Below are 22,604 nucleotides of genomic sequence, written 5' to 3' on the forward strand. Positions count from 1 at the left end.
TACATTCTCACTTGGCAAGCGATGACTGGGCTGCTGCAACTGCATGGATAAAGGCCTGGATTCTGGCAGGATCCTTGATGCCACGGGCAGCTTCAACGCCACTGGATACATCAACCGCCCACGGCCGCACCTTGCGTACCGCGTCGGTTACATTGTCTGGATGAAGGCCGCCGGACAAGATCAACGGCAGCGGCAAGTCGTTCGGCAGCAACGTCCAATCGAACGCCTCCCCGGTGCCGCCCGGCGTGCCATCGACGAAAGCATCGACCAGCACACCCTTCGCATCCGGGTACTGCGCGCAATATTCTACCAAATTTGTATCCGGTTTTACCCGCACCGCCTTGATATAGGGGCGGCCAAACTGACGGCAGTACTCGGGCGCTTCATCGCCGTGGAACTGCAGCAGGTCGATTTTCACCCGCCCGATCACTTCGCGCACCAGCGCCGGGTCTGCATCGACGAACAGCGCCACACTGCTTACGAAGGCGGGCAACGCAGCCACGATACGCGCGGCCACATCGATTTCCACGTTGCGCGGGCTGGGCGCGTAGAACACGAAGCCGATGGCATCGGCGCCTGCACGCGCGGCCAGCAGCGCGTTTTCTGTATCGCGCAGGCCGCAAATCTTGATACGGGGCATCATCAAATCAATCCGTGGCGGGGCTCTGGCTCGGTAGCCAGACCATATTCAGACGGATAGCTTACACCAGCAAGGTAGAGTCCGTCCGGCATGAAGGTGGGCGGTGCGATGGTACGGTCGCGTGCGGCCACCAGTTCGGCCATCCATTCCGGCGGCCGGTTGCCCTTGGCAATATGTAGCAGCGCACCCATCAGGTTACGCACCATGTGATGCAAAAAGGCATCGGCAGAGAAATCGAAGTACAGCAAAGTGCCCTCGGCGTGCACGTCCAGCCTCGATAGCGTCTTGACCGGCGTCTTGGCTTGGCATTCCGCCGCACGGAAACTGGAAAAATCATGCTGGCCGAGCAAATGCGGCACAGCGGCGCGCAAGGCGTCAAGGTCCAGCGGATGGTGCGACCAGCCCACCCTGCCCGCCCACAGCGCCGGGCGTACCGGGTGATTGAGCAGCAGATAGCGATAATGGCGTGCGGTGGCAACGAAGCGGGAATGAAAATGATCGGGCACTTCGCGTGCCCACAGCACGCCCACCCCCTCGGGCAGGAAGCTGTTCACGCCACGCACCCAGGCAGTCAGCGTGCGCTTGGCATCGGTATCGAAATGCACGATCTGCCGGCTGGCATGCACGCCGGCATCGGTGCGCCCTGCCGCATGCACGCGCACCGGCTGGCCAGCCATCTGCGCCAGCGCGCGTTCCAGCACCGACTGCACGGTGACCCGGTCCGGCTGCACCTGCCAGCCGCTGAACGCGCGGCCATCGTATTCCAGCGCCAAGGCGTAGCGCGTCATGTACTTGTCCAGTCAAAACAATGAAAACCCGGCACCGCACGCAGTGCCAGGCCCGCATGGTACCGCGCGGTGCGGTCACACAAAAAGCAAATGGCGTGAATTGCCGCAGCAATCACGCCATTTACCCGCCAGCCGCAGCATGTGCGGCCGGTTTCAGTACCGCATCACAGCGTATCGAGCAAGCCGCGTGCCTCTTGCTGCTGGCCCGCATTCCCCTCGCCGATGGCTTCCTGCAGGATCTCTCGTGCACCTTCAACGTCGCCCATGTCGATATAGGCCTTGGCCAGATCGATCTTGGTCTGCACCGGATCATCACCGGCAAAGTCCGCATGCTCGTCAACCGGCTGCAGCGCGCTTGCAGTCAGTGCATTATCGTCCCCCAGGTCCAGGTTGATATCGTCGAGGTTCAGCTCGCCCAATGCCTCTTCAACCGCTTCCGGGCTGGGTTCGGCCGTGGTGCTGTCGCCCAGTGCGAAATCGAAATCAAGGTCTGTTGCCAGGTCTTCGTCCAGCGCAGCGGCAGGGGCCGGTGCAACCGGCGCAGCCACCGGTGCCGGGGCAGGCGTCGGCATCAGGTCATCCAGCGAGAAATCCAGATCGCTATCAGCGGGCACGTCAAAAGCCGCAGCGGCCGGCGCATCGACAAAGCCCGAGCTAACCGGTGCCAGTGTTTCGGTATGGAACAGCGGCTCTTCAATCCTGGCTGCCGGCGCCGGTACAGGCGTTTCACCCGGCACCACGAATTCATCCAGATCGAAACCCAAGTCATCGTCAAGCGATGCCGTCGGCGCAGGTGCCGGAGCAGGCGTTGCGGCCTCGATCGGCAGATCCAGATCGAAATCATCGGCCAGATCATCAGCAGCCATCGGCTTGGTTTCCGCATCCAGCGCGCCAGGAGCGCCCAGATCGAAGTCCAGTTCTTGCGGTGCAGCTGCCGCCACAGCAGCGGCAGCCCCGGCACCGAACGCAGCAGTCGCGGCAAAGCCATCGGCTGCCGGTTCGTCCTTGCGCTGGTACAGCGGATTTTCCGGATCGATATTGCGGCCCATGAAGGCAGCCTGTTCCCAGATCGGGCCCTGACCGTTCAGTTGCGCATAAAGATCAGCGGCGATTTCTTCAAACGCGGTCTTGTCCTTGCGTGCCGAATAGATTTCCAGCAGCTTCAGGCGCACTTCGTGGCGGTTCGGATCCTTGGCCAGCGCATCACGCAGGATTTCCTCTGCCTGTGCATCACGGCCGTAGGCCATGTAGACCTCGGCTTCGGCGATCGGATCGACTTCATCGGTATCGATGGTGCCGAGGCCCTGGCGGCTGAAATCGGTCAGGAAGGAGTTTTCGGTTGGCTGCGTGCTGATCACCGCACCGCCGGTGTTGCCAAGCACGGTATTGGGCTTGAGATCACCACCGGTGATGATGCTGTCGGCAAAGTTGCCCGGGCGGTTACGGCGACGCGCCCAGATCAGGCCGCCCACGCCGGCCAGGATGGCCGCAAGACCGCCACCCAGCAACAACGGGTTGGCCAGCAGTGAATCAAGGAAAGATTCTTCTTCGACCGGTACCGGCGTCGGCGCAATCTTCACGCGTGGCTTGCTGGCTACCGGCTCACTGGCTACCGGCGCAACGGCGCTGGCTTCCACAGCGGAAGCTGCAACCACGGCCGATGCAGTCTCCACGGCAGAAGCCGCTGTTTCCACAACCGGGGCCAGTGTCGGCTCTGCAGTCGGCTTGGCCGTTGCGGCAGCGGAAGCAGGCAGCTTGCCCTTCACCGCCAGCGCTTTTTCCATATCGCGCACGTTCTTTTGCAGCTCGGTCACGCGCTGATTGGCTTCATCCAGCGATTTCTGGCGTGCAGCAGCTTCTTCTTCCAGTGCCTGCAGCTTGCCCTGCTCTGCAGATGTACCCTTCTTGCCCTTGGCATCGCTGCCCTTGGAAAGCTTGAGTACATCCTTGTTCGATTCGTTCTGGCCCGCGCCCTTGTCTTCCACCTTGGCGGTGATCTTGCCTGCGGCAGCCTTGTCGTCCACTTCGGCAGCCGGCTGCTTGCCGGCAGCTTCTGCCAGCTTGCTGCGATAGCTGCGCCAGTTTTCTGCCTGCGCACGGATTTCCTGCGCGGCTTCGCTCTTGCTCACCGCGGCAATCTGCTCGCGATCCGGCACATTCAGAATCTTGCCGCGCTTCAGGCGGTTCATGTTGCCATCGAATGCATCCGGGTTGGTCTTGTAAAGACTGACCAGCACTTGCTCGAGGTTCACGCCTTCCGGCTTGACCTTGTTGGCAATCGACGACAGCGTATCGCCGGATTTGACCTTGTAGCTGCCCGCAGCAGCTTCATCGGACGGCGCAGCCGGGGTGGCGGACGGCTCTGCCGTGGTCGATGCCTCGGTGGTGCCGGCTGCCTTGGCGCGCTTGGCCTTGCTGCTGACCCGCGGCGCTTTCACTGCACCGGAAACGCGGTTGCCCGGCAATGCCTGATCAGAGAAACGATCTCCGCTCTGGCTGCTGGCGGAACCCGTCGAACCATAGCCGACCGGGTCGAGCAGCGCGGTATATTCGCGCTGGATGCGACCAGTTGCCCAGTTCAGATCAACCAGCAGATCAAGGAATGGCTCGCTGACGACCTGACCGGAGGTCACCAGCACATAGTATTGGCCGCTACCGCGCTTCTCGATATTGAATCGCAAGCCCAGTGAAGTAGGCGGATATGGAATCTGGGCATTTGAAAATGCCTCAGGCGACGCCAGGCTCACCGCCAGCGAATCGGCTTCGCTGGCCTGCACGGAAACCAGGTCTATCTCTGCCCTGAAGGGCTGGCCCAGGCCAGATACAACACTCAGGCGCCCTAGCCCTGCCGCATGCGCGGACCAGGAGCTGGCCAACAACATGGCTAGCGCACAAGCTTTCAATTTCGATTGGATCGGCACGGTACTCCCCCAAGGCTTATTCGCAACACGCAGACAGCTTCTTTTACTATCGGCAGGCAACATAACATCACCTTACACACCCGCGCAAGGCGCGGTGATTCGCAACAACAATCAGTTGCAGATATAGCAAATACCCAATAAGAGGGGAAAGCAATATTTATCAATTCACTATGTTTTGCCACTAACGATCCGTAGCGTGCAAAACCCGCTGCATTTCACGCCTGCCGGCTGCCTGCAATGGGCACGCCACGCATCCCCGGCACCTGTTCAACGCACCAATGAATGTGCGCCCATTGCCAAATTTCCGCCAGCGTTGTTTTAGCCAGATCAACAGGCGGTTTTTGGCCCAGATAATCCAAAGCCTGCCAGAGATTTGAAACGGCATCTGTCGCCTGCAACGGTTTGGCCAAAGTCTGTTTACTCAGCTTCTCGCCGGCAGCATTGACGAGCACCGGAATATGCGCATAGTGCGGCACGGTTAATCCCAGCGATTGCAGCAGATATATTTGTCTTGGCGTGGAGTCAAGCAGATCGGCGCCACGTACCACATGATTGATATTCTGCACCGCATCATCCACCACCACGGCAAGCTGATACGCAAACAGGCCATCGGCGCGGTGCAAGACGAAATCGCCGACCGAATCGGCAAGTTGCTGTGATTGCGGCCCCTGAATCGCATCAATGAACGACACATTCGCCCCGTTTACACGCAGCCGCCACGCACGCGGGGTACGCCCTGGCTGCAAGCCGTTGCGGCAGGTACCCGGATAGACCGGGCCATCGATGCCGGCACGGGCAATTTGCGCCACCTCCCTGCGCGTGCAGGCGCAGGGATAAACCAGTTGCCGTTCACGCAGTTGCGCCAGCGCCATTTCATATACATCCGATCTGGCGCTTTGATACAACACCGGCTCATCCCACGCGAAGCCATGCGCGTCCAGCACGGCAAGGATGCGATCAGCGGCGCCGGCCACCATGCGCGGCTGATCCAGGTCCTCCATGCGCACCAGCCATTGCCCGTCGTGACGGCGCGCCTCCAGGAAACTGGCGACGGCCGCCAGCAGCGAACCCAGATGCAGCTCGCCGGTAGGACTGGGCGCAAAGCGGCCGCAATAGCCGGCGATGACGGGCGGATCAGGCAAATTGAGCGATGGAAATGGCGCAAGCATGGTTTACGGCCGGCGAGCTTTGTTAGAATGCGGGATTGTCGCCAGAACCAGCCAGAAAAGGAAACGCCATGACTTACGTCGTCACTGACGCCTGTGTGAAATGCAAGTACACCGACTGCGTGGACGTGTGCCCGGTCGACTGCTTTCACGAAGGCCCCAACTTTCTGGTGATCGACCCCGATGAATGCATCGACTGCACGCTGTGCGTGGCCGAATGCCCGGTGGAAGCCATTTATGCCGAGGATGATGTGCCGGCCGACATGCTGCAGTACATTCCGCTGAACGCGGAGCTTGCCCAACTGTGGCCTGTCATCGTCGAGAAAAAAGACCCGTTGCCTGATCATGAAGAATGGTCCGGCGTGCAAGGCAAGTTCGACCAGGTCGAACGCTGAACCAGCGCCCTTCCGCAGCAAACATCAGCAGCCCCTTGAGCAGGTGGCTGTTTTCATTCTATAATCTTTCGTTTTACCCCTTGCCTGACCGTGGTCGCACTCGGCAGGCTTAACCCACAAGGAAAACTCATGCGACATTATGAGATCGTTTTCATTGTGCACCCGGATCAAAGCGAGCAAGTGCCCGCCATGATCGAGCGCTACAAGTCCCTGATCGCAACCGGTAACGGCCAGATCCATCGCCTGGAAGACTGGGGCCGCCGTCAACTGGCTTACCCGATCCAGAAGATCCACAAAGCTCATTACGTGCTGATGAACGTCGAAATCGGCCAGGCTACCCTGGACGAACTCGAGCACGCCTTCAAGTTCAACGATGCAGTACTGCGCCATCTGACTATCAAGATGGAACACGCAGTGACCGAAGCGTCGCCGATGATGAAGGAAGAGAAGTCCCGCTCGTTGACTGGCGAACAAGGCCAAGCAGCTGCTTAATTGGATCGTAATCGAGTCGAAATAACCGGGGTGCTGTCTGAATTACCGGCACTGCGCCATAGCCCGGCAGGAACACCGATACAGATGTGCGTGATTGCGCATCAATCGCAACGAATCGAAAACGGCACCGCAAGGAAAGTCGTGGCCGAAGTGGAAGCGATGGCGATCGGAAAAACTGCATTGGCCTTGAGCCAGTTACGCCAGGATCAGCCAGTGCGCGCAACCGGTTTTCTGGCCTGCGCCAATCAAAAGCAGACCCGCCGGCTCGTTTTGCATATCGATGAATTTGAATTACTGAATTGAGGTCTACCATGTCCCGCAATCTGTTCAAGCGCAGAAAGTTCTGCCGCTTCAGCGCCGAAGGCATCAAGGAAATCGACTACAAGGACACCGCGATCCTGAAAGATTTCATTGCTGAAAACGGCAAGATCATCCCGGCTCGCATCACCGGTACCAAGGCGCGTTACCAGCGTCAACTGTCGGCTGCCATCAAGCGCGCGCGCTTCCTGGCCCTGCTGCCGTACACCGACCTGCACTAAGCCGAGGAGAGAGAACCATGCAAATCATTCTGCTCGAGAAAGTAGGCAACCTGGGTCAACTGGGCGATGTGGTCAAGGTCAAGGACGGCTTTGCCCGTAACTTCCTGATCCCGCAAGGCAAGGCCAAGCGTGCTACCGAAGCCAACCTGAAGGAATTCGAAGCGCGTCGCGCTGAACTCGAAGCCCGCCAGGCTGACATCCTGACCGGTGCCCAGGGCCGTGCTGAAAAGCTGGCTGGCGCTTCGGTTACCGTAGCCCAGAAGGCTGGTGTTGATGGCCGTCTGTTCGGCTCCATCACCAATGCCGACATCGCTGCTGCAATCACCGCGACCGGCGTTGAAGTGAGCAAGGCTGAAGTCCGCCTGCCGGAAGGCCCGCTGAAGGCCATTGGCGAATACGACGTGACGCTGGCACTGCATCACGACGTGACCGTCGACGTGAAAGTTGTCGTGGTTGGCGAGCAATAAGCCACCCGGTAACCGGAACAGAAAATGGGGCATCTGCGGATGCCCCGTTTTTTTTGCCTGCGATTCCTGCACACCTGGTTCAACCAGTTTGAAACAGCATTTGATGATCGATGCGAAGTCCTGTCCCGCTCACCCTATAATGTGTGCCTGACCCTGCCTATCATCAGCCATGCGCAAACTGAGCAAGCCCACCGAAATCGCCCGTGAAACGCTGAAGGAATTGACCCAGCAGCGCCTGGATCCGACCCCCGAGCACTATTCGGAGGTCTACCATGGCATTGCCGGCACCAGCGAGGATGAACGGCTGCCAGCGCTGGCATTGCAGATCGAACAGGCGCTGGAAGCACTGCCACGCCAGTCGCCCGAGCTCAAGCGCACGCTGGATCAGCTCAGGAAGGCCAATCGCAACGGCGACTGGCCGGCAGTGCCCGCCCTCATCATCAAATACGTGGAATCACAGGGTGGCCAATCCGGCTTGGTACAGCCTTGGTCGGAGCTGGTGCGCAACCTCGTCAAGCAATGGGATTTGCGCAATCCCGCTTACCCGCGCAACCGGAAAATGGAATCGCTGGAACGGGTGCTGATCCATTTCGGCAGCGATCCGGAGCAGCTGAACGACAAGCTGACCAGCCTGTTGCGCAGCTGGGGCGAAACCAGCAGCGAGAACGATACGCCGGTCAGCGACGAGAACGGTGGCCCGGTCACCAACAGTACCGCATCGTTTTCCACCACCCAGCCGCTACCCGCCTTTCCGCCACCCGCTTCTGCCGGCGGTGATATCTCGTGGCAGCAGGCACTGGCGCATGCCATGTCGCAAGGCCTCGCGCCCCGGCTGCGGCACTACCCGGATCTGGCCAGCGAAGCCACCGAGATCGGCAGCGAGGCGCTGGCGGCCACGCTCGATGCCGACGTACAGAAATTCAATGTGCGGCTGCGCAAATTCTGGATGCGGCTGGAACTATTGAACGACCAGGAACAACGGCTGTGCGACGGGCTGCTCAACCTGTTGCGCCTGCTGACCGGCAATATGAGCGAACTGGTGGTGGATGACGATATGCTGCACGGCCAGATCGCCGTGGTGCACGCCATCATGGAAAAACCGCTGGATATGCGGCTGATCTACGATGCCGAAGCCGGCCTCAAGGAAGTGATCTACAAGCAGAGCATGCTGAAGAAAAGTCTGATGGAGGCCCAGCATGCGCTCAAATCGATGATTGCCAGCTTCATCGACCGGCTGGGCACGCTATCGGACAGCACCGATCAATACCATGGCCGCATCGCAGTTTATGCCGAGCAGATTCAGCAAGCCAACGATCTGGGCGATATTCGCCACGTGATGGCAGACCTGCTACAGGATACCCGCGCCATGCAGCTGGATGTGCGCCGCAACCGCGACGACATGCAGGAAGCGCGGCTGCAAGTGGATCAATCCCAGGAAAAGATCCGCCAGCTGGAAGCCGAGCTGCGCGAAGTCAGCGAGAAAATCCGCATCGACCAGCTGACCGGCGCGCTGAACCGGCGCGGCATGGAAGAATCATACGAGATGGAAGCATCACGCGCGCAGCGCAGCGGCAAGCCCTTGTCGCTGGCGTTGCTGGATATCGACAATTTCAAGCAGCTCAACGATTCCCGCGGCCATGCAGCCGGCGATGCCGCGCTCAGCCACCTGGTGGCCGTGATCAAGGACCTGTTGCGGCCGACCGATGTGGTGGCGCGCTATGGCGGCGAGGAATTCATCCTGCTGCTGCCGGAAACCACTACCCAGGAAGCCGTGCCCACGCTGCAGCGGCTGCAGCGCGAACTGACGCGGCGCTTCTTCATGCACAACAACGACAAGGTACTGATCACCTTCAGTGCCGGCGTGACCGAAGTGCAGCCCGGCGAGCACCGCGCCAACGTGGTCGAACGGGCGGATGCTGCCATGTATCGTGCCAAGCTGGCCGGCAAGAATCTGGTACTGACAGCGGAACTGCCGACCGAACCGCACGCATAGAAAAAGCCGGCTGATGCCGGCTTTTCCGCTCCGCAAGGCCACCGCGCGGCTTAGTCCGCCACGAATAGCTCTTCCGGGTGCACCACGGCAGTCCCCAGCTTGCCCACCACCACGCCTGCGGCGCGGTTGGACCATGCCACTGCGTCCGGCAGCGTCAAACCGGCAGCCAGCATCAGCCCCAGCGTGCCGATCACCGTATCGCCGGCACCGGATACGTCAAATACCTCCTGCGCCACCGTCGGCTGATGCGACACCCCCTGCGAGCGGAACAGCGTCATGCCCTCCTCGCTGCGGGTCACCAGCAGCGCTTCCAGATCCAGCTGCTCGCGCAGCGATTGCGCCTTCATGCTGAAATCGGCGTCATCACGCCACGAGCCTGCCACCTGCCTGAACTCGCTGCGATTGGGTGTGAGCAGTGTAGCGCCACGGTAAGGGGTGTAATCATCCCCTTTCGGGTCGACCAGCACCGGCTTGCCGGCATTGCGCGCCGCCGCGATCATTTCGCGCACATGCAACAGCCCACCCTTGCCGTAGTCGGACAGGATGACCACGTCGATTTCCGCCAGCAGCTTGCGGAATTCGTCCAGCTTGCTGGCGAGGATATCGCGGCTGGGTGTTTCTTCGAAATCGATACGCAACAGTTGCTGCTGCCGTGCCAGCACCCGCAACTTCACCGTGGTGGCGATCTGCGGATCACGGTACAGGCTGGTGCTCACCCGCTCGGTCTGCAACAGCTTTTCCAGGCTGGCGCCTGCTTCATCGTCACCGATGACCGCCAGCAGACTGGCCTGGCCACCCAGCGCCGCGATATTGCGCGCCACGTTGGCGGCACCACCAGCGCGCTCATCCGTGCGGCGTATGCGTGCCACCGGCACCGGGGCCTCGGGCGAAATGCGCTCGACATCGCCAAACCAGTAACGGTCCAGCATCACGTCACCCACCACCAGCACGCGTGCACTGCCGATGGCAACCTGCAAATCAGCGAGATTCATGAAGCGTCCTCAACGGCGGCCAACGGCCTGGTATTCGATCCCGTGCTGGCGCACGAACGCCGGGTCATACAGGTTGCGGCCGTCAAGAATCAGCGGTGTTTTCAACCGGCGTTTGACTGCATCGAAATCAGGCACCTGGAATTGCTTCCATTCGGTGACGATCAGCAGCGCATCTGCACCATCGAGCGCGTCCATCGGGTTTGCCGCATAGGTCACACGCTCGCCCAGATGCCGGCGCGCCTCGGACATTGCCACCGGATCGAACGCCACCACGGTTGCACCATGCTCAAGCAGGCCCTCGATCAGCGCCAGGCTGGGTGCTTCGCGCATGTCGTCGGTCTTGGGTTTGAACGCCAAGCCCCATACCGCAAAACACAAGCCGCACAGGTCATCGCCAAAGCGGACCAGCAGCTTTTTCAGCAGGATGGTTTTCTGGCTATCGTTGACGGCTTCAACCGCGCCCAGCACCTGCAACTGCATGCCGTTTTCCAGCGCGGTGCGTTGTAGCGCCTGCACATCCTTGGGAAAACACGAGCCGCCGTAACCGCAGCCCGGGTAAAGAAAATGGTAACCGATGCGCGGATCCGAACCGATGCCGCGGCGTACGTGCTCAATGTCCGCACCAAGTTTTTCCGCCAGGTTGGCCACTTCATTCATGAACGAGATCCGCGTGGCCAGCATGGCATTGGCGGCGTACTTGGTCAGCTCGGCCGAGCGGATATCCATGATCAGCGTGCGATCATGGTTGCGCTGGAACGGGTGATAGATGGCCTTCATCACCTGGATGGCACGCGCATCCTCGGCACCGATCACGATGCGGTCCGGACGCATGAAATCATCCACCGCGGCACCCTCTTTCAGAAACTCCGGATTGGATGCCACGCTGAATTCGATCGCCTCACCACGCTCGGCCAAGGCGGTGGCGATGGTTTCCCTGACCTTCTCCGCGGTACCGACCGGCACCGTGGATTTGTCGACCACGATCTTGTAATCGGTCATCAGCCGGCCGATGTTGCGGGCGGCAGCCAGTACGTAGCTCAGATCGGCTGAGCCATCTTCATCCGGCGGCGTACCCACGGCAATGAACTGCACCATGCCGTGCTGCACCGATTCGGCTACATCGGTGGTGAAGCGCAGGCGGCCGGCGGCCACATTGCGCGCCACCACGTCATCAAGCCCCGGCTCGTAAATCGGGATGCCGCCATTCTTCAGCAGCGCGATCTTCTTTTCGTCCAGATCAAGGCAGAGCACGTCATTGCCATACTCGGCGAGGCAAGCACCGGTAACGAGGCCAACATAGCCGGTACCAATCACGGTGATGTTCATGCAGCACCCAGGCTGAGATTGATGCTTTGCAGCGTGGCCAGCGGATCGGCGCTTTGCGTGATCGGGCGACCGATCACCAGATAATCGCTACCGGCGGCCACGGCGGCCTGTGGCGTCATCACGCGGCTCTGGTCGTCCAGCGCGGCATCAGCCGGCCGGATGCCTGGCGTCACCAGCTTGAAATCGCGGCCGCAAGCGGCCTTGAGCAGGCCGGCTTCCTGCGCGGAGCACACTACGCCATCCAGCCCGCAATCCTTGGTCAATCGTGCCAGCCGCTCCACCTGTACCGCCGGTTCCGGCAGACCGATTTCCGCCAGCTGCGCAGCATCCATGCTGGTAAGCACCGTCACCGCAATCAGCAACGGGCGCTGCGGCAAGGCTTCCAGCGCATCACGCGTGGTTTCCATCATCTTGCGTCCGCCGGACGCATGCACGTTCACCATCCATACGCCGAGGCCGGCAGCCATCTTGCAGGCTTGCGCAACGGTATTGGGAATATCATGGAACTTGAGGTCGAGGAATACATCGAAGCCGCGCGCCACCAGCGCTTCTACAAGCTGCGGCCCGGCAACGGTGAATAATTCCTTGCCCACTTTCAGGCGGCACAGCCCGGGTGATACGCGTGCGGCAAACGCCAGCGCAGCAGCGGCATCCGGGTAATCGAGCGCAACGACGATACGGGGGTCGGACATCAATAGCTTTCCGTTTGATTGAGACGATTCTTGCGGCCGCGCACCGGAGCAAAGGCTTCCCATTCGGTGCATGCCGGGCAATGCCAGAAATATTGCTTGGCCTTGAAGCCACAGTGATTGCAGAAGTACATCGACTGCTCGCGCGTCGCGTCATTAAGCAGTTTGACGATGATGTCGAGCTCGGCCTTCTGGTCATCCGGCGCCACCAGGAAATGCGCTTCCAGCACCTTGCGCAAACTGGGCATGCTCGGATGTGCTTGCAGGCGTTCACGCACGAATGCATATGCGGCATCCAGCCCCTGCTGGGACAGAATCCGCTCGTACGCCAGATCCAGCACGTCCAGCTCAGGGTACTGACGCAGCAGGCGCAGCAACAGCTGCAAGCCCTCCTCACTGCGCTCCAATGCGTCGTAGGCACCAAGCAAAGCGCGTGCGGCCAGCGCGAGATAAAGCGGATCCTGGTTTTCCAGCTGCAGCCATTGCTCGATGGCCGCGTTCTTGTCGCCTTCAGCCTCGGCAATATCCCCCAGCAGCAGGCGCGCACGCGCGCACTGCCGGTTGGCCTCAAGCGCCTGCTCCAGATAGGCACGTGCTTCATCCGATTTCGAGCGCGTATGCGCTTGCACTGCCAGTTCACAATAGAACTGGGCAATTTCATGTTGATAATTATGGCTGTCGTCGCGGAGCTGGCGGGCAGTTTCAATGGCCTTGTGCCAGTCTTTTTCCTGCTGGTACACGCCCAGCAACTCGGTGCGCGCCTGCCGCGCATAATCGGTATGAGCCAGTTCGGTGAGGATGGCCTCTGCACGGTCGAACAAACCGGCTTTCATGAAGTCCTGCGCCAGTTCGAACTGTGCCTGCTGGCGCTGCGTTTCAACCAGATCACGCCGCGCCAGCAACTTCTGGTGCATGCGGATGGCGCGTTCCAGCTCGCCACGGCGGCGGAACAGATGCCCGAGCGTGAACTGCAGTTCCACCGTTTCAGCGTGATGGCGGGCAATCTCCACATACACTTCGACCGCGCGATTGGTCTGGCCGTTGAGCAGAAAATTGAGGCCCTTGAAGTACGACGCGGGCAGCGAGCGCGTTTCGGACAAGACGTGCTTGATATCGACACGCGCAGCCAACCAGCCCAGACCAAAGAAAATCGGGAACGCGATCAACCACCAGAACTGGGAATCAGGCATGACAAAACCAGGAAGTTATGCGGCAGGAAGCCTGCCCGGAGCGCAACTGCCTTAAACGGCATCGCGCGGTTGCTCCAGCACCAGATCAGGTGCAGGTGGTGTGGCGGCGGTGCGCACGCGCAGCTCGCGGCGCAGCTTGATCACTTCACGCCGGTAGTGGATCACCTTGCCCAGCAAAGCCAGCGCACCAACCATCGCACCCAGCACGAAGAATGCCAGCAATTGCAGCACCAGCGGTGCGGTCCAGGCATAACCGACAAAAAAATTGAGCGTGACAGGCTGAGCATTGCGCAGCGCGAAGCCCAGCGCAATGACGAAGAAGACAAACTGGACAAACCAAATCAGGTAGCGCATGCGTACTCGCTTGAAGTGCTGGCGGCCAGAATTGTGGCTACCGGGTAGATGGGCTGCATTGTAGCCGATTCCACCAGCCACTAGCAGCAGGGCAAACAGCAAGCTTTCACAGATACAAAGAAAAACGGCGTCCTTGTGGGACGCCGTTTTTGTCAGTCTTGGAGTCAGAGCAACTCGTCAACTCTTTCGCGCAACTCTTTGCCCGCCTTGAAATGGGGCACGAACTTCTCCGGTACCTCTACCTTGGTACCGGATTTCGGATTGCGACCCAATCTGGGCGGACGGTAGTTAAGGTCAAAACTGCCAAAACCACGGATCTCGATGCGACGACCTTGCGCAAGGCTTTTCGCCATCGCATCGAGGATGGTCTTGACGGCCAACTCAGCATCTTTCGCCACCAACTGCGGATAACGCTCGGCGAGTTTTGCAATGAGTTCAGACTTGGTCATACCGTCGCTCAAAACAGATTACTCGTTCGAGCCGGACAGCTTTGCCTTCAGCAATGCGCCGAGGTTGGTCGTGCCGGCAGTTGCATCGGACGACAGCTGGCTCATTGCGCTCTTCTCATCGCCCATGTCCTTGGCTTTGATCGACAGGTTGATCGAACGGTTCTTGCGATCAACGTTGATGATCATGGCTTCGACTTCGTCGCCTTCCTTCAGCACGGTACGGATGTCTTCAACACGGTCGCGGGAGACTTCAGTCGAACGCAGGTAGCCTTCGACGTCGTCAGCCAGCAGAACCACGGCACCCTTGGCATCCAGGGACTTGACAGTACCCTTGACGATGGCGCCCTTGTCGCTGCTCGACACGTAGTTGTTGAACGGATCACCTTCCAGTTGCTTGATGCCGAGGCTGATGCGTTCCTTGTCGACGTCGATCGACAGGACGATGGCTTCGACTTCGTCGCCCTTCTTGAAGTTGCGAACGGCTTCTTCGCCGGCAACGTGCCACGACAGGTCGGACAGGTGAACCAGGCCATCGATGCCGCCCGGCAGACCGACGAACACGCCGAAGTCGGTGATCGACTTGATCGAACCCTTCAGCTTGTCGCCCTTCTTGAAGTTGACTTCGAAATCGTCCCAAGGGTTGGCAGCGCACTGCTTCATGCCCAGGCTGATACGACGCTTGTCTTCGTCGATGTCGAGGATCATGACTTCGACTTCGTCGCCCAGCGAAACAACCTTGGACGGGTGAACGTTCTTGTTGGTCCAATCCATTTCGGATACGTGCACCAGGCCTTCGATGCCTTGTTCGATTTCAACGAACGCGCCGTAGTCGGTCAGGTTGGTTACCTTGCCGAACAGGCGTGTGCCTTGCGGGTAGCGACGCGACAGGCCAACCCACGGATCTTCGCCCAGCTGCTTGAGGCCGAGGGATACGCGGTTCTTCTCTTGATCGAACTTGAGGACCTTGGCTTCGACTTCGTCGCCCACCGCGAGCACTTCGCTCGGGTGCTTGACGCGACGCCATGCCAGGTCGGTGATGTGCAGCAGGCCATCGATGCCGCCGAGGTCAACGAACGCACCGTAGTCGGTGATGTTCTTGACGATACCCTTGATGACAGCGCCTTCGCGCAGGGTTTCCAGCAGCTTCTGACGCTCTTCGCCCAGGCTGTCTTCCAGCACGGCACGACGCGACACAACCACGTTGTTGCGCTTGCGATCGAGCTTGATAACCTTGAATTCGACTTGCTTGCCTTCGAAAGGCGTGGTGTCCTTGATCGGACGGATGTCGACCAGCGAACCCGGCAGGAAGGCGCGCAGACCATTGACCATCACGGTCAGGCCGCCCTTGACCTTGCCCGAGATCACGCCGGACATCACTTGGCCACGTTCCAGGCAGTCTTCCAGCTCGATCCAGGCGGCCAGGCGCTTGGCCTTTTCACGGGAGAGCTTGGTTTCGCCGTAGCCGTTTTCCAGGCTGTCGATTGCAACCGGGACGAAATCGCCGACCTTGACGTCCAGCTCGCCATTGTCGTTCTTGAATTCTTCAACCGGGATCAGGGATTCGGACTTCAGACCGGCATTCACGGTCACGAAGTTGTTGTCGATTGCCACGACTTCAGCGGTGATCACTTCACCGGAGCGCATTTCCTGGTTCTGAAGGCTTTCTTCGAACAGGGCGGCAAAGCTCTCCATGGAGCCCGACAGAGTAGCAGTAGTCATTGAGGAGGTTTCCAAATACTCCCATGCCGAAAAGGCGGGGAGCGGGGGGTTAGTTGCACATAAGTCGCCCCGGCCTTGCGCCGGTTTGACCCCAAACGATCAGCTGCCCGCAACCCGGAATGGACCGAGGGCAAAGATCAATCGCAGTATTTTAAGGATTTCTCTTTTACAGTTCAAGCACTTGGCGTGTTTATTGTTGCATTCCACCACGACAGCACCTGCGCAACCGCCTCATCGACGCCCATTGCGGTGGTTTCGAGCAGCCGGGCGTCCGGCAATTGCTGTAACGGCGCCACCGCGCGGGCACGGTCGCGCTCGTCCCGCGCATGCAGATCGGCGGTGATGGCGGCAAGGTCTGCGGCCTCGCCACGTGCCAGCAACTGCCTGTAGCGGCGCTCTGCCCGTGCCTCGGCCGAGGCGGTGAGAAAAACCTTGAGCGGCGCAGCAGGAAATACCGTCGAGCCCATATCCCGGCCATCGGCCACCAGGCCCGGGGCCTGCGCAAAGGCATGCTGGCGGGCCAGCAACGCAGCGCGCACGGCCGGCAATGCCGCAACCACCGATGCGCCGGAACCGATCTCTTCGCTGCGGATTGCTTCGGTCACGTTGCTGCCAGCCAGATGGATGGCGGCGCCGTCGAAGCGCACATCCAGCGTTGCGGCAATGGCCGCCACCTGCGCTTCATCTTGCCATTGCACGCTCTGGCGTTGCGCGGCCAGCGCGGTCAGCCGGTAGATGGCGCCGGAATCAAGATAGTGAAACCCCAACGTATCGGCCACGCGCTGGGCAACCGTGCCTTTGCCGGATGCGGATGGGCCATCGATGGCGATGACGGGAACTGCAGACATGACGGGCTCCTGCTTGGCGACAGCCTATGCCGTCACAATGATATCGGTATGCGCTCTGGTGCAATGACTGGTCGGTCGTGCCGGTTGCAAACGCTCAGCAACTGCCCCAAGCATTGCGGGCGCGGCTGGCGCGCTCGATGTAATCGGTCAAGCCGGCGGTATCGGCGTTTTCCACCAGCTCGATGGCCTGCGCCAGCCGCGCGGCGTTGGCCTTGAGATCAGCCAGTATGGCGGCGCGGTTGGCCAGCGTGATATCGCGCCACATGGCAGGGTGACCACCGGCAATGCGGGTGAAATCACGGAAACCGGTGGCGGCAAAATCCAGACAAGCATCGGCATTGCTGCGATCGAGCAAGGCATTCATGTACGAGAACGCCAGCAGGTGCGGCACATGGCTGACTGCGGCAAAAATGCTGTCGTGCTCGCCGGTACTCATCTCGAACACACTGGCACCGCAGGCTTCCCACAGCGCCCGCACCCTGGCGACTGCGGCCGGTGCGGATTCGGGCAGCGGCGTCAGCACCACGCGGCGGCCTTCATACAGGCCATACTGGGCAGCAGACGCACCGGAAAGCTCGGAGCCCGCGATGGGGTGCGCGGGCACGCACTGCGCCAATCGCGCGCCAAGATGCTCGCGGAACAAGGCCGCCACATCCTGCTTGGTACTGCCGGCATCGCTGATCACGCAATCGTCGGCCAGATGCGGCGCGATATCGCGTATCAGGCCGCCCATCTGCCCAACCGGCGTGGCCAGCAGCACCAGATCAGCGCCCTGCACCGCCGTGGCCGCACTGTGCGATGCTTCATCGATCACCCGAAGCTGCAATGCGCGGGCCAAGTTTTCAGGATTGCGGCCGACACCGACCACGTGACGGACCAGCCCTGCACGCTTGAGTGCAAGGGCAAAGGAGCCGCCGATCAGGCCGGTGCCCAGCAGCACCAGTTTGTTGACTGAAATCATTTACTTTCGAGGATATCGACCAGGATAAGCCGGGTTGCCGGAGCGTCCGCTGGCGGGTTGGGTACCCGCTCTTCGCGCACGCGAAGCCGATAGCTTACACCGGCTTTGAAATCGAAGCCTTCGATTTGCTGATAAAGCAACGTCCAGGGCTCATCTGCGGCACCGCGTACCTGCAGGCATTCCATCTTGCCCACGCCGGTGCATTCCACTTTTTGCGGGGCGATTTCCAGCACCTTTTCTTCCACGGCATCACGGCGCAGCAAGGACACCAGTTCGCCATGATCTCCGCGCAGCACCACGGTTTTCTGTTGCGGGTTCAGGCCGAAGGCATTCACCTTGTCCAGCGTGGCCAGCACTGCGTGCTCAATGGTGCTCACTTCATTTTGTATGCACATCATCCGCGTGCCGGCCAGCGGCCCCAGCGTGATCTTGCTGTCCATGTAGCGGATAGCGCCCATGAAGCGGTTGCAACCGGAAAACCCGCTGACCCGCTCACCCTCGACAGTCAGGCCGATGCGCGGATCAACCGGGCGGATCACTGCGCCGTCGGCGGCCACCACGCGGTCTATACGGTAATCACCGTCCAGCAACGAGCGTGCCTGTGCCAGCGACGCCAGCGCAGAAAGCGCCAGCGCGGAAATGAACAGGGATTTACGCATGGGAGTACTCCTCATCAAATAAACAGGTGTGCACGTGGGCGGCGATCCGGGGCCAGCGGGGCAGCAGGCCACACAACGGGTGCGGCAAGCGCTCGCACACCAGTGGCCGGCCACTGCTGCAAGTGCCACGGGGGCCACGCATGGCGCTAGATATGGCGGCCGATGGCCTGGGCAATTGCGGATAGCGTGGTCACCAGCGACTTGAGCTCGCCCGGGTTGAGCGCCTGATCGGCATCGCACCACGCATCTGCGGGGTTGGGGTGCATTTCGATCAGCAGGCCGTCGGCACCGGCGGCAACAGCTGCCTGCGACAGCGCCGGCACCATCCAGGCCTTGCCGCCTGCATGGCTGGGGTCGACGATCACCGGCAAGTGCGTTTCACGCTTGATCACCGGAATGGCAGTCACGTCCAGCACGTTGCGGTAGGCGGTTTCGAACGTGCGGATGCCGCGCTCGCAGAAAATGATGTTGTGGTTGCCGCCGGCGGCAATGTATTCGGCTGCCATCAGCCATTCCGAAATCGTTGCCGACAAGCCGCGCTTGAGGATGACGGGCTTGTTCACGCGCCCTACTTCCTTGAGCAGATCGAAGTTCTGCATATTGCGCGCGCCGATCTGGATCACGTCCACATCGTGCTTCATGAAGGTATCGAGCATGCGTACGTCCATCAGCTCGGTCACGATGGGCAGGTTGTGGCGTTTTGCCGCTTTCTGGAAATACTCCAACCCGGTCACGCCGAGGCCCTGGAACGCATACGGGCTGGTGCGCGGCTTGAACGCGCCGCCACGCATCATGCTGCAACCGGCGGCAGCAACGGCCTCGGCGGCCAGATCCATCTGCTCTTGCGTTTCCACCGAGCATGGCCCGCCGATGATCTGGATCTGTGGACCACCGATGGGCAGGCCACGCACGTTGACGATGGTGCCTTGCGGGTTGGTATCACGCGCCACGATCTTGTACTGCTTGGCGATGCGCGTGGCACGTTCCACCCCGGGCAGGATTTCCAGATGGGCGAGATCGAGTTTGTTTTCGTCGCCGATGGCGCCGATGATGGTCAGCTCGGCACCACGCGACAGGTGCTCCTGCAAGCCGCAGGAACGGATGTATTGCACCACGGTATCGACCTGTTCCGGGGTGGCCTGGCGTTGCATCACGATGATCATGGATAGCTCTTTGCAGGTTTGGGCGATTGATCTGACGATAGGCGATAGCCGCCATCATCCATATTGGGGCAAATCCTGAAAAAAGGGTGTCAGGATTGCCTTGCAAAAAGGATAGGGTATGGTTATGACCGCCAGCCACGCGTGGCCGATTTGCCGGCCTGCACGCTCAGGCCGGCCGGGGCACCCTGGGCAGGCCGATGGCGGCAATCAGCCAGCCCAGCAACGCCACCACCGCACCCAGCACGAAACACCAGGTACCGCCCAGTGGCTCCCACGCCCAGCCGGCCAGCATGCCGCCAATGCTGCCGCCCAGCCCGAACGATGCGCCGATGTACAGCGCTTGCCCCTTGCCCTGATGCGGGCCGGCAAAATGCTTGTGCACATAGGTCATTGCGGTGGCATGGCAGATGGCAAAGCTCCATGCATGCCCCAGTTGCGCCAGCATCAGCAAGGCCATGCTGTTCACGCCGAAGCCGATCAGCAACCAGCGCGCCCCCGCCACCGCGAAGCACGACAGGAACAAGCCGCGTACCGACCAGCGCGCAGTCAGCTGCGGCATGATCAGGAATACGCAAACTTCGGCCATCACACCCAGCGCCCATAGCCAGCCTATGCTGCTCTTGGCGGCGCCATGCGCGGTGATGAAAATGGAATAGAAGCTGTAGTACGGCCCATGCGACAGCAACATCAGAAAACAGCAGCCAAACACCACCTGGATTTCGCGCCGCGCGATGATCTGCCGGAAGCCGGCAGCGTGCACATGGCTGGCTGGTGCCGCCGGTGCTTCCGGCAACAGCCATGCGCAGATGGCCAGCCCGCTCATCACCAGCACCACCACCATCGGCAAGGTAGCGATGCCATGCGCCTGCATCCAGTAACCGGCCAGCACCGACGACACCACGAAGCCGATCGAGCCCCACACCCGCACGCGCGCATACCGGCCACTGTCGCCCTTGAGCTTGGCCATGGTCAGCCCCTCTACCAGCGGCAAGGCAGCACTCCAGAAGAAGGTGGCGAGCCATACGGCAGCAAAGATGCCGATGAAGCCGTGTACGAACAGCAGACAGAAAAAACCGCTGACGCCCCCGATGCCGGCGATGCGCAGGATCAGCGAGCGCTTGCCGCTACGGTCTGCCAGCCAGCCCCAGATGGCAGGCGCGTAGATGCGGTTTATCTGCGTGAGCGAGGTGAGGATGCCGATCTGCCAGGCGGGAAACGACAGCGCAGCCAGATACACGCCCCAATAAGGCTGGAACAGCCCGGTGAAGGCGAAATAGCAAAAATAAAAACCGCCGATCGCGAACAGACCGGCGGCTGGTTTGAATGGCATGAAAACCTCAGTGCGTTTTGAACTGCTGCGCCGCAACCCGCAGGTAATAGAACATCGACACGATGGTCAGCACCCCCGCGACATACAGCGCGATCATGCCGATCAGCTGGGTGGAAACGCCTGGCAGCAGCGGTCCCCACCACAACAGCAGCAGGATGGCGATCATCTGCGCCGCGGTTTTCAGTTTGCCAATGTAGGCAACGGCAACATTCTTGGACTTGCCAAGTTGCGCCATCCACTCGCGCAAAGCGGAAATGGTGATTTCACGGCCGATGATGATCACCGCCAGCCACGCCGGCGCGCGGTCGATTTCCACCAGCAGGATCAGCGCGGCGGCCACCATCAGCTTGTCGGCAACCGGATCGAGAAACGCACCGAAGCTGGAGGTCTGGTTCCAGCGCCGCGCCAGATAACCATCAAACCAGTCAGTCAGTGCAGCCACCGCAAAAATCAGCGTGCCAACCATGTTTTTCACTTCGATGGGGGGCATATTGGCCGGCAGGTAGAACAGGCTGACAAAGACCGGGATCAGCGCCACGCGCAGCCAAGTGAGGAAAATGGGCAGGTTGAACGGCATCGGCGCGCGATCCGGTGGGCGGGAAATGCCGCATTTTAGCTGCTTGGCCGGCTGGCGCGAAGTACACGGCAAGAATGAGTGACGTTACTATTGGCTAGTGCGTTGCAACAACATTGCAATCTGCGCTCAACGCCTGCAAAACCTGCCCATCTGCGCCATCCTCCAGCCATGCAGCCACGCCGCTGTACTGTGGCTTTTGCCCTGGCGCGAACGCCAGCTGCACGCTGCGGTGCAAATGGCCATCCGCTGCCGGGTTGAACGGGCCAAGCAGCTGCCGCACCACCGCATGATGCTGCAACAGCAGGCCGCTGTTTTCGCCCGCTTTTACCTGGCTATCGAGCTTGTCCTCATACAGCGCCAGGTAAAGTTGCCCCTTTCCCGCCTGCTGCACATCCACTTCCACCGCCACACCGCCCGCGGCGGCTTGCAACTGCAGTTGCATCAGCGCAGTGCGCGCGGGCCGCGCTGCGTGCAATGCGGCATACCCCTGGTGCCAGTTGCGGTTATCGCGCCCATCCACCAGCAACTGCGGGGTATAGACAAACGCCGCACCGCCCAGTGCTGCCCTGGCCCGCTGGCGCTGGCTATAAGCCGCGCTTGCAAAGCGGTCCTGCCAGCCGATGTAATCCCAGTAGTCGACATGAAACGCCAATGGCAACACAGCCTTGCGGGGCAGCCCTGACGCTTGCAGTCCACCCAGCCAGCGATCAGCCGGCGGACAACTGCTGCAGCCTTCCGAGGTATACAGCTCGACCAGCACGGGTGGATGCGGGCTGCTGTGCAGCAAGACGCTGCGGCAAGCTGGTACCGCTTCGCCTGAAGCGAGTGCAGGCAGCGCCGAAGCGCCCGCAATGGCGATCAGCGAGCAGGCCCGATACAGCGGGAAGTGATTCATGGCACGGTGCCCGGAGTTTGCGGATGAACATGAGTCGCGGCGGACAGCCGA

The 22,604-nt window shown here is 60.7% G+C and carries 24 protein-coding genes; 6 read left to right on the forward strand and 18 right to left on the reverse strand.

From position 1 onward, the window contains the following. Window positions 1–7: 7 nt before the first annotated feature. From IGB42_RS00405 to gluQRS, 4 genes are all read right to left on the reverse strand, one after another. Window positions 8–643 carry a phosphoribosylanthranilate isomerase gene (locus IGB42_RS00405; RefSeq protein ID WP_159665027.1) on the reverse strand — a complete coding sequence of 212 codons (636 nt, stop codon included), beginning with the start codon at window positions 641–643 and terminating at the stop codon, window positions 8–10. Then, on the reverse strand, window positions 643–1,428 hold the full coding sequence (gene truA, locus IGB42_RS00410; RefSeq protein WP_159665030.1) for a tRNA pseudouridine(38-40) synthase TruA: 786 nt from the start codon (window positions 1,426–1,428) through the stop codon (window positions 643–645). Before truA ends, IGB42_RS00405 begins: the two co-directional genes overlap by 1 nt. A gap of 164 nt (window positions 1,429–1,592) precedes the next feature. Then, the gene (locus tag IGB42_RS00415; protein ID WP_159665033.1) at window positions 1,593–4,310 is read right to left on the reverse strand and encodes a FimV/HubP family polar landmark protein; all 2,718 of its coding nucleotides are present in this window, start codon (window positions 4,308–4,310) and stop codon (window positions 1,593–1,595) included. A gap of 254 nt (window positions 4,311–4,564) precedes the next feature. Beyond that, the gene (gluQRS, locus tag IGB42_RS00420) at window positions 4,565–5,518 is read right to left on the reverse strand and encodes a tRNA glutamyl-Q(34) synthetase GluQRS (RefSeq protein WP_159665036.1); all 954 of its coding nucleotides are present in this window, start codon (window positions 5,516–5,518) and stop codon (window positions 4,565–4,567) included. Between the two features lie 68 nt (window positions 5,519–5,586). Here gluQRS and fdxA point away from each other — a divergent pair, with 68 nt between their 5' ends. The 6 genes from fdxA to IGB42_RS00450 all read left to right on the forward strand — a co-directional run bounded on the left by fdxA (window position 5,587) and on the right by IGB42_RS00450 (window position 9,401). Then, window positions 5,587–5,910 (forward strand): ferredoxin FdxA, encoded by a 324-nt coding sequence (fdxA, locus tag IGB42_RS00425; RefSeq protein ID WP_159665039.1) that lies wholly within the window; start codon window positions 5,587–5,589, stop codon window positions 5,908–5,910. A gap of 129 nt (window positions 5,911–6,039) precedes the next feature. Beyond that, window positions 6,040–6,402: a 30S ribosomal protein S6 gene (gene rpsF / locus IGB42_RS00430; protein WP_159665042.1), complete on the forward strand. Its 363-nt coding sequence runs from the start codon at window positions 6,040–6,042 to the stop codon at window positions 6,400–6,402. Further along, window positions 6,403–6,705, forward strand: coding sequence for a primosomal replication protein N (priB, locus tag IGB42_RS00435; RefSeq protein WP_159665045.1), 303 nt, complete (start codon window positions 6,403–6,405; stop codon window positions 6,703–6,705). Between the two features lie 8 nt (window positions 6,706–6,713). Further along, complete coding sequence (gene rpsR, locus IGB42_RS00440; RefSeq protein WP_084090305.1) at window positions 6,714–6,941, forward strand: 30S ribosomal protein S18; 228 nt, start codon at window positions 6,714–6,716, stop codon at window positions 6,939–6,941. Window positions 6,942–6,958: 17 nt separating this feature from the next. Then, window positions 6,959–7,408 (forward strand): 50S ribosomal protein L9, encoded by a 450-nt coding sequence (gene rplI, locus IGB42_RS00445; RefSeq protein WP_159665048.1) that lies wholly within the window; start codon window positions 6,959–6,961, stop codon window positions 7,406–7,408. 169 nt (window positions 7,409–7,577) lie between these two features. Further along, entirely contained in the window at window positions 7,578–9,401 is a 1,824-nt protein-coding gene (locus IGB42_RS00450; protein ID WP_159665051.1) for a GGDEF domain-containing protein, read from the forward strand. A 50-nt stretch (window positions 9,402–9,451) separates the two neighbouring features. Here the strand turns inward: IGB42_RS00450 and rfaE1 are convergent, their stop codons facing one another. The 14 genes from rfaE1 to IGB42_RS00520 form a co-directional block, all read right to left on the reverse strand. Further along, window positions 9,452–10,393: a D-glycero-beta-D-manno-heptose-7-phosphate kinase gene (gene rfaE1, locus IGB42_RS00455; protein WP_159665054.1), complete on the reverse strand. Its 942-nt coding sequence runs from the start codon at window positions 10,391–10,393 to the stop codon at window positions 9,452–9,454. 9 nt (window positions 10,394–10,402) lie between these two features. Then, window positions 10,403–11,719: a UDP-glucose/GDP-mannose dehydrogenase family protein gene (locus IGB42_RS00460; RefSeq protein ID WP_159665057.1), complete on the reverse strand. Its 1,317-nt coding sequence runs from the start codon at window positions 11,717–11,719 to the stop codon at window positions 10,403–10,405. Then, a complete protein-coding gene (pyrF, locus tag IGB42_RS00465) occupies window positions 11,716–12,411 on the reverse strand; it encodes an orotidine-5'-phosphate decarboxylase (RefSeq protein ID WP_159665061.1) in 696 nt (231 codons plus the stop codon). The genes IGB42_RS00460 and pyrF overlap by 4 nt, the downstream gene beginning before the upstream one ends. Further along, window positions 12,411–13,598 (reverse strand): lipopolysaccharide assembly protein LapB, encoded by a 1,188-nt coding sequence (lapB, locus tag IGB42_RS00470; RefSeq protein WP_159665064.1) that lies wholly within the window; start codon window positions 13,596–13,598, stop codon window positions 12,411–12,413. Before lapB ends, pyrF begins: the two co-directional genes overlap by 1 nt. Window positions 13,599–13,649: 51 nt before the next feature. Beyond that, window positions 13,650–13,952: a lipopolysaccharide assembly LapA domain-containing protein gene (locus tag IGB42_RS00475; protein WP_159665067.1), complete on the reverse strand. Its 303-nt coding sequence runs from the start codon at window positions 13,950–13,952 to the stop codon at window positions 13,650–13,652. 164 nt (window positions 13,953–14,116) lie between these two features. Then, the gene (locus tag IGB42_RS00480; protein WP_035054101.1) at window positions 14,117–14,401 is read right to left on the reverse strand and encodes an integration host factor subunit beta; all 285 of its coding nucleotides are present in this window, start codon (window positions 14,399–14,401) and stop codon (window positions 14,117–14,119) included. A gap of 18 nt (window positions 14,402–14,419) precedes the next feature. Further along, a complete protein-coding gene (gene rpsA, locus IGB42_RS00485; protein WP_174764154.1) occupies window positions 14,420–16,093 on the reverse strand; it encodes a 30S ribosomal protein S1 in 1,674 nt (557 codons plus the stop codon). Between the two features lie 200 nt (window positions 16,094–16,293). Further along, entirely contained in the window at window positions 16,294–16,968 is a 675-nt protein-coding gene (gene cmk / locus IGB42_RS00490) for a (d)CMP kinase (protein ID WP_159665073.1), read from the reverse strand. A 94-nt stretch (window positions 16,969–17,062) separates the two neighbouring features. After that, window positions 17,063–17,929 carry a prephenate dehydrogenase/arogenate dehydrogenase family protein gene (locus IGB42_RS00495; protein WP_159665076.1) on the reverse strand — a complete coding sequence of 289 codons (867 nt, stop codon included), beginning with the start codon at window positions 17,927–17,929 and terminating at the stop codon, window positions 17,063–17,065. Then, complete coding sequence (locus IGB42_RS00500; RefSeq protein WP_159665079.1) at window positions 17,926–18,588, reverse strand: META and DUF4377 domain-containing protein; 663 nt, start codon at window positions 18,586–18,588, stop codon at window positions 17,926–17,928. Before IGB42_RS00500 ends, IGB42_RS00495 begins: the two co-directional genes overlap by 4 nt. 146 nt (window positions 18,589–18,734) lie before the next feature. Beyond that, entirely contained in the window at window positions 18,735–19,751 is a 1,017-nt protein-coding gene (gene aroF, locus IGB42_RS00505; RefSeq protein WP_159665082.1) for a 3-deoxy-7-phosphoheptulonate synthase, read from the reverse strand. 166 nt (window positions 19,752–19,917) lie between these two features. Then, window positions 19,918–21,081 (reverse strand): MFS transporter, encoded by a 1,164-nt coding sequence (locus tag IGB42_RS00510; RefSeq protein WP_159665085.1) that lies wholly within the window; start codon window positions 21,079–21,081, stop codon window positions 19,918–19,920. Window positions 21,082–21,088: 7 nt separating this feature from the next. Beyond that, window positions 21,089–21,658 (reverse strand): CDP-diacylglycerol--glycerol-3-phosphate 3-phosphatidyltransferase, encoded by a 570-nt coding sequence (gene pgsA, locus IGB42_RS00515; RefSeq protein ID WP_159665088.1) that lies wholly within the window; start codon window positions 21,656–21,658, stop codon window positions 21,089–21,091. Window positions 21,659–21,752: 94 nt separating this feature from the next. Next, window positions 21,753–22,553: a thioredoxin family protein gene (locus IGB42_RS00520; RefSeq protein ID WP_159665091.1), complete on the reverse strand. Its 801-nt coding sequence runs from the start codon at window positions 22,551–22,553 to the stop codon at window positions 21,753–21,755. Window positions 22,554–22,604 lie beyond the last annotated feature (51 nt).

Origin of the sequence: Andreprevotia sp. IGB-42 (genome assembly GCF_009848685.1) — a bacterium.
In the GTDB taxonomy this organism is placed as follows: domain Bacteria; phylum Pseudomonadota; class Gammaproteobacteria; order Burkholderiales; family Chitinibacteraceae; genus Andreprevotia.

Excerpts from the sequence above, each read along its gene's own strand:
- rpsA (WP_174764154.1), bottom strand. The coding sequence starts at position 16,093 with ATGGAGAGCTTTGCCGCCCTGTTCGAAGAAAGCCTTCAGAACCAGGAA.
- aroF (WP_159665082.1), bottom strand. The coding sequence starts at position 19,751 with ATGATCATCGTGATGCAACGCCAGGCCACCCCGGAACAGGTCGATACC.
- IGB42_RS00520 (WP_159665091.1), bottom strand. The coding sequence starts at position 22,553 with ATGAATCACTTCCCGCTGTATCGGGCCTGCTCGCTGATCGCCATTGCG.
- IGB42_RS00405 (WP_159665027.1), bottom strand. The coding sequence starts at position 643 with ATGATGCCCCGTATCAAGATTTGCGGCCTGCGCGATACAGAAAACGCG.
- rpsF (WP_159665042.1), top strand. The coding sequence starts at position 6,040 with ATGCGACATTATGAGATCGTTTTCATTGTGCACCCGGATCAAAGCGAG.
- IGB42_RS00510 (WP_159665085.1), bottom strand. The coding sequence starts at position 21,081 with ATGCCATTCAAACCAGCCGCCGGTCTGTTCGCGATCGGCGGTTTTTAT.
- pgsA (WP_159665088.1), bottom strand. The coding sequence starts at position 21,658 with ATGCCGTTCAACCTGCCCATTTTCCTCACTTGGCTGCGCGTGGCGCTG.
- IGB42_RS00500 (WP_159665079.1), bottom strand. The coding sequence starts at position 18,588 with ATGCGTAAATCCCTGTTCATTTCCGCGCTGGCGCTTTCTGCGCTGGCG.
- rplI (WP_159665048.1), top strand. The coding sequence starts at position 6,959 with ATGCAAATCATTCTGCTCGAGAAAGTAGGCAACCTGGGTCAACTGGGC.
- rpsR (WP_084090305.1), top strand. The coding sequence starts at position 6,714 with ATGTCCCGCAATCTGTTCAAGCGCAGAAAGTTCTGCCGCTTCAGCGCC.
- lapB (WP_159665064.1), bottom strand. The coding sequence starts at position 13,598 with ATGCCTGATTCCCAGTTCTGGTGGTTGATCGCGTTCCCGATTTTCTTT.
- IGB42_RS00460 (WP_159665057.1), bottom strand. The coding sequence starts at position 11,719 with ATGAACATCACCGTGATTGGTACCGGCTATGTTGGCCTCGTTACCGGT.
- IGB42_RS00475 (WP_159665067.1), bottom strand. The coding sequence starts at position 13,952 with ATGCGCTACCTGATTTGGTTTGTCCAGTTTGTCTTCTTCGTCATTGCG.
- IGB42_RS00480 (WP_035054101.1), bottom strand. The coding sequence starts at position 14,401 with ATGACCAAGTCTGAACTCATTGCAAAACTCGCCGAGCGTTATCCGCAG.
- IGB42_RS00450 (WP_159665051.1), top strand. The coding sequence starts at position 7,578 with ATGCGCAAACTGAGCAAGCCCACCGAAATCGCCCGTGAAACGCTGAAG.
- fdxA (WP_159665039.1), top strand. The coding sequence starts at position 5,587 with ATGACTTACGTCGTCACTGACGCCTGTGTGAAATGCAAGTACACCGAC.
- gluQRS (WP_159665036.1), bottom strand. The coding sequence starts at position 5,518 with ATGCTTGCGCCATTTCCATCGCTCAATTTGCCTGATCCGCCCGTCATC.
- IGB42_RS00495 (WP_159665076.1), bottom strand. The coding sequence starts at position 17,929 with ATGATTTCAGTCAACAAACTGGTGCTGCTGGGCACCGGCCTGATCGGC.
- rfaE1 (WP_159665054.1), bottom strand. The coding sequence starts at position 10,393 with ATGAATCTCGCTGATTTGCAGGTTGCCATCGGCAGTGCACGCGTGCTG.
- IGB42_RS00415 (WP_159665033.1), bottom strand. The coding sequence starts at position 4,310 with ATGTTGTTGGCCAGCTCCTGGTCCGCGCATGCGGCAGGGCTAGGGCGC.
- pyrF (WP_159665061.1), bottom strand. The coding sequence starts at position 12,411 with ATGTCCGACCCCCGTATCGTCGTTGCGCTCGATTACCCGGATGCCGCT.
- cmk (WP_159665073.1), bottom strand. The coding sequence starts at position 16,968 with ATGTCTGCAGTTCCCGTCATCGCCATCGATGGCCCATCCGCATCCGGC.
- truA (WP_159665030.1), bottom strand. The coding sequence starts at position 1,428 with ATGACGCGCTACGCCTTGGCGCTGGAATACGATGGCCGCGCGTTCAGC.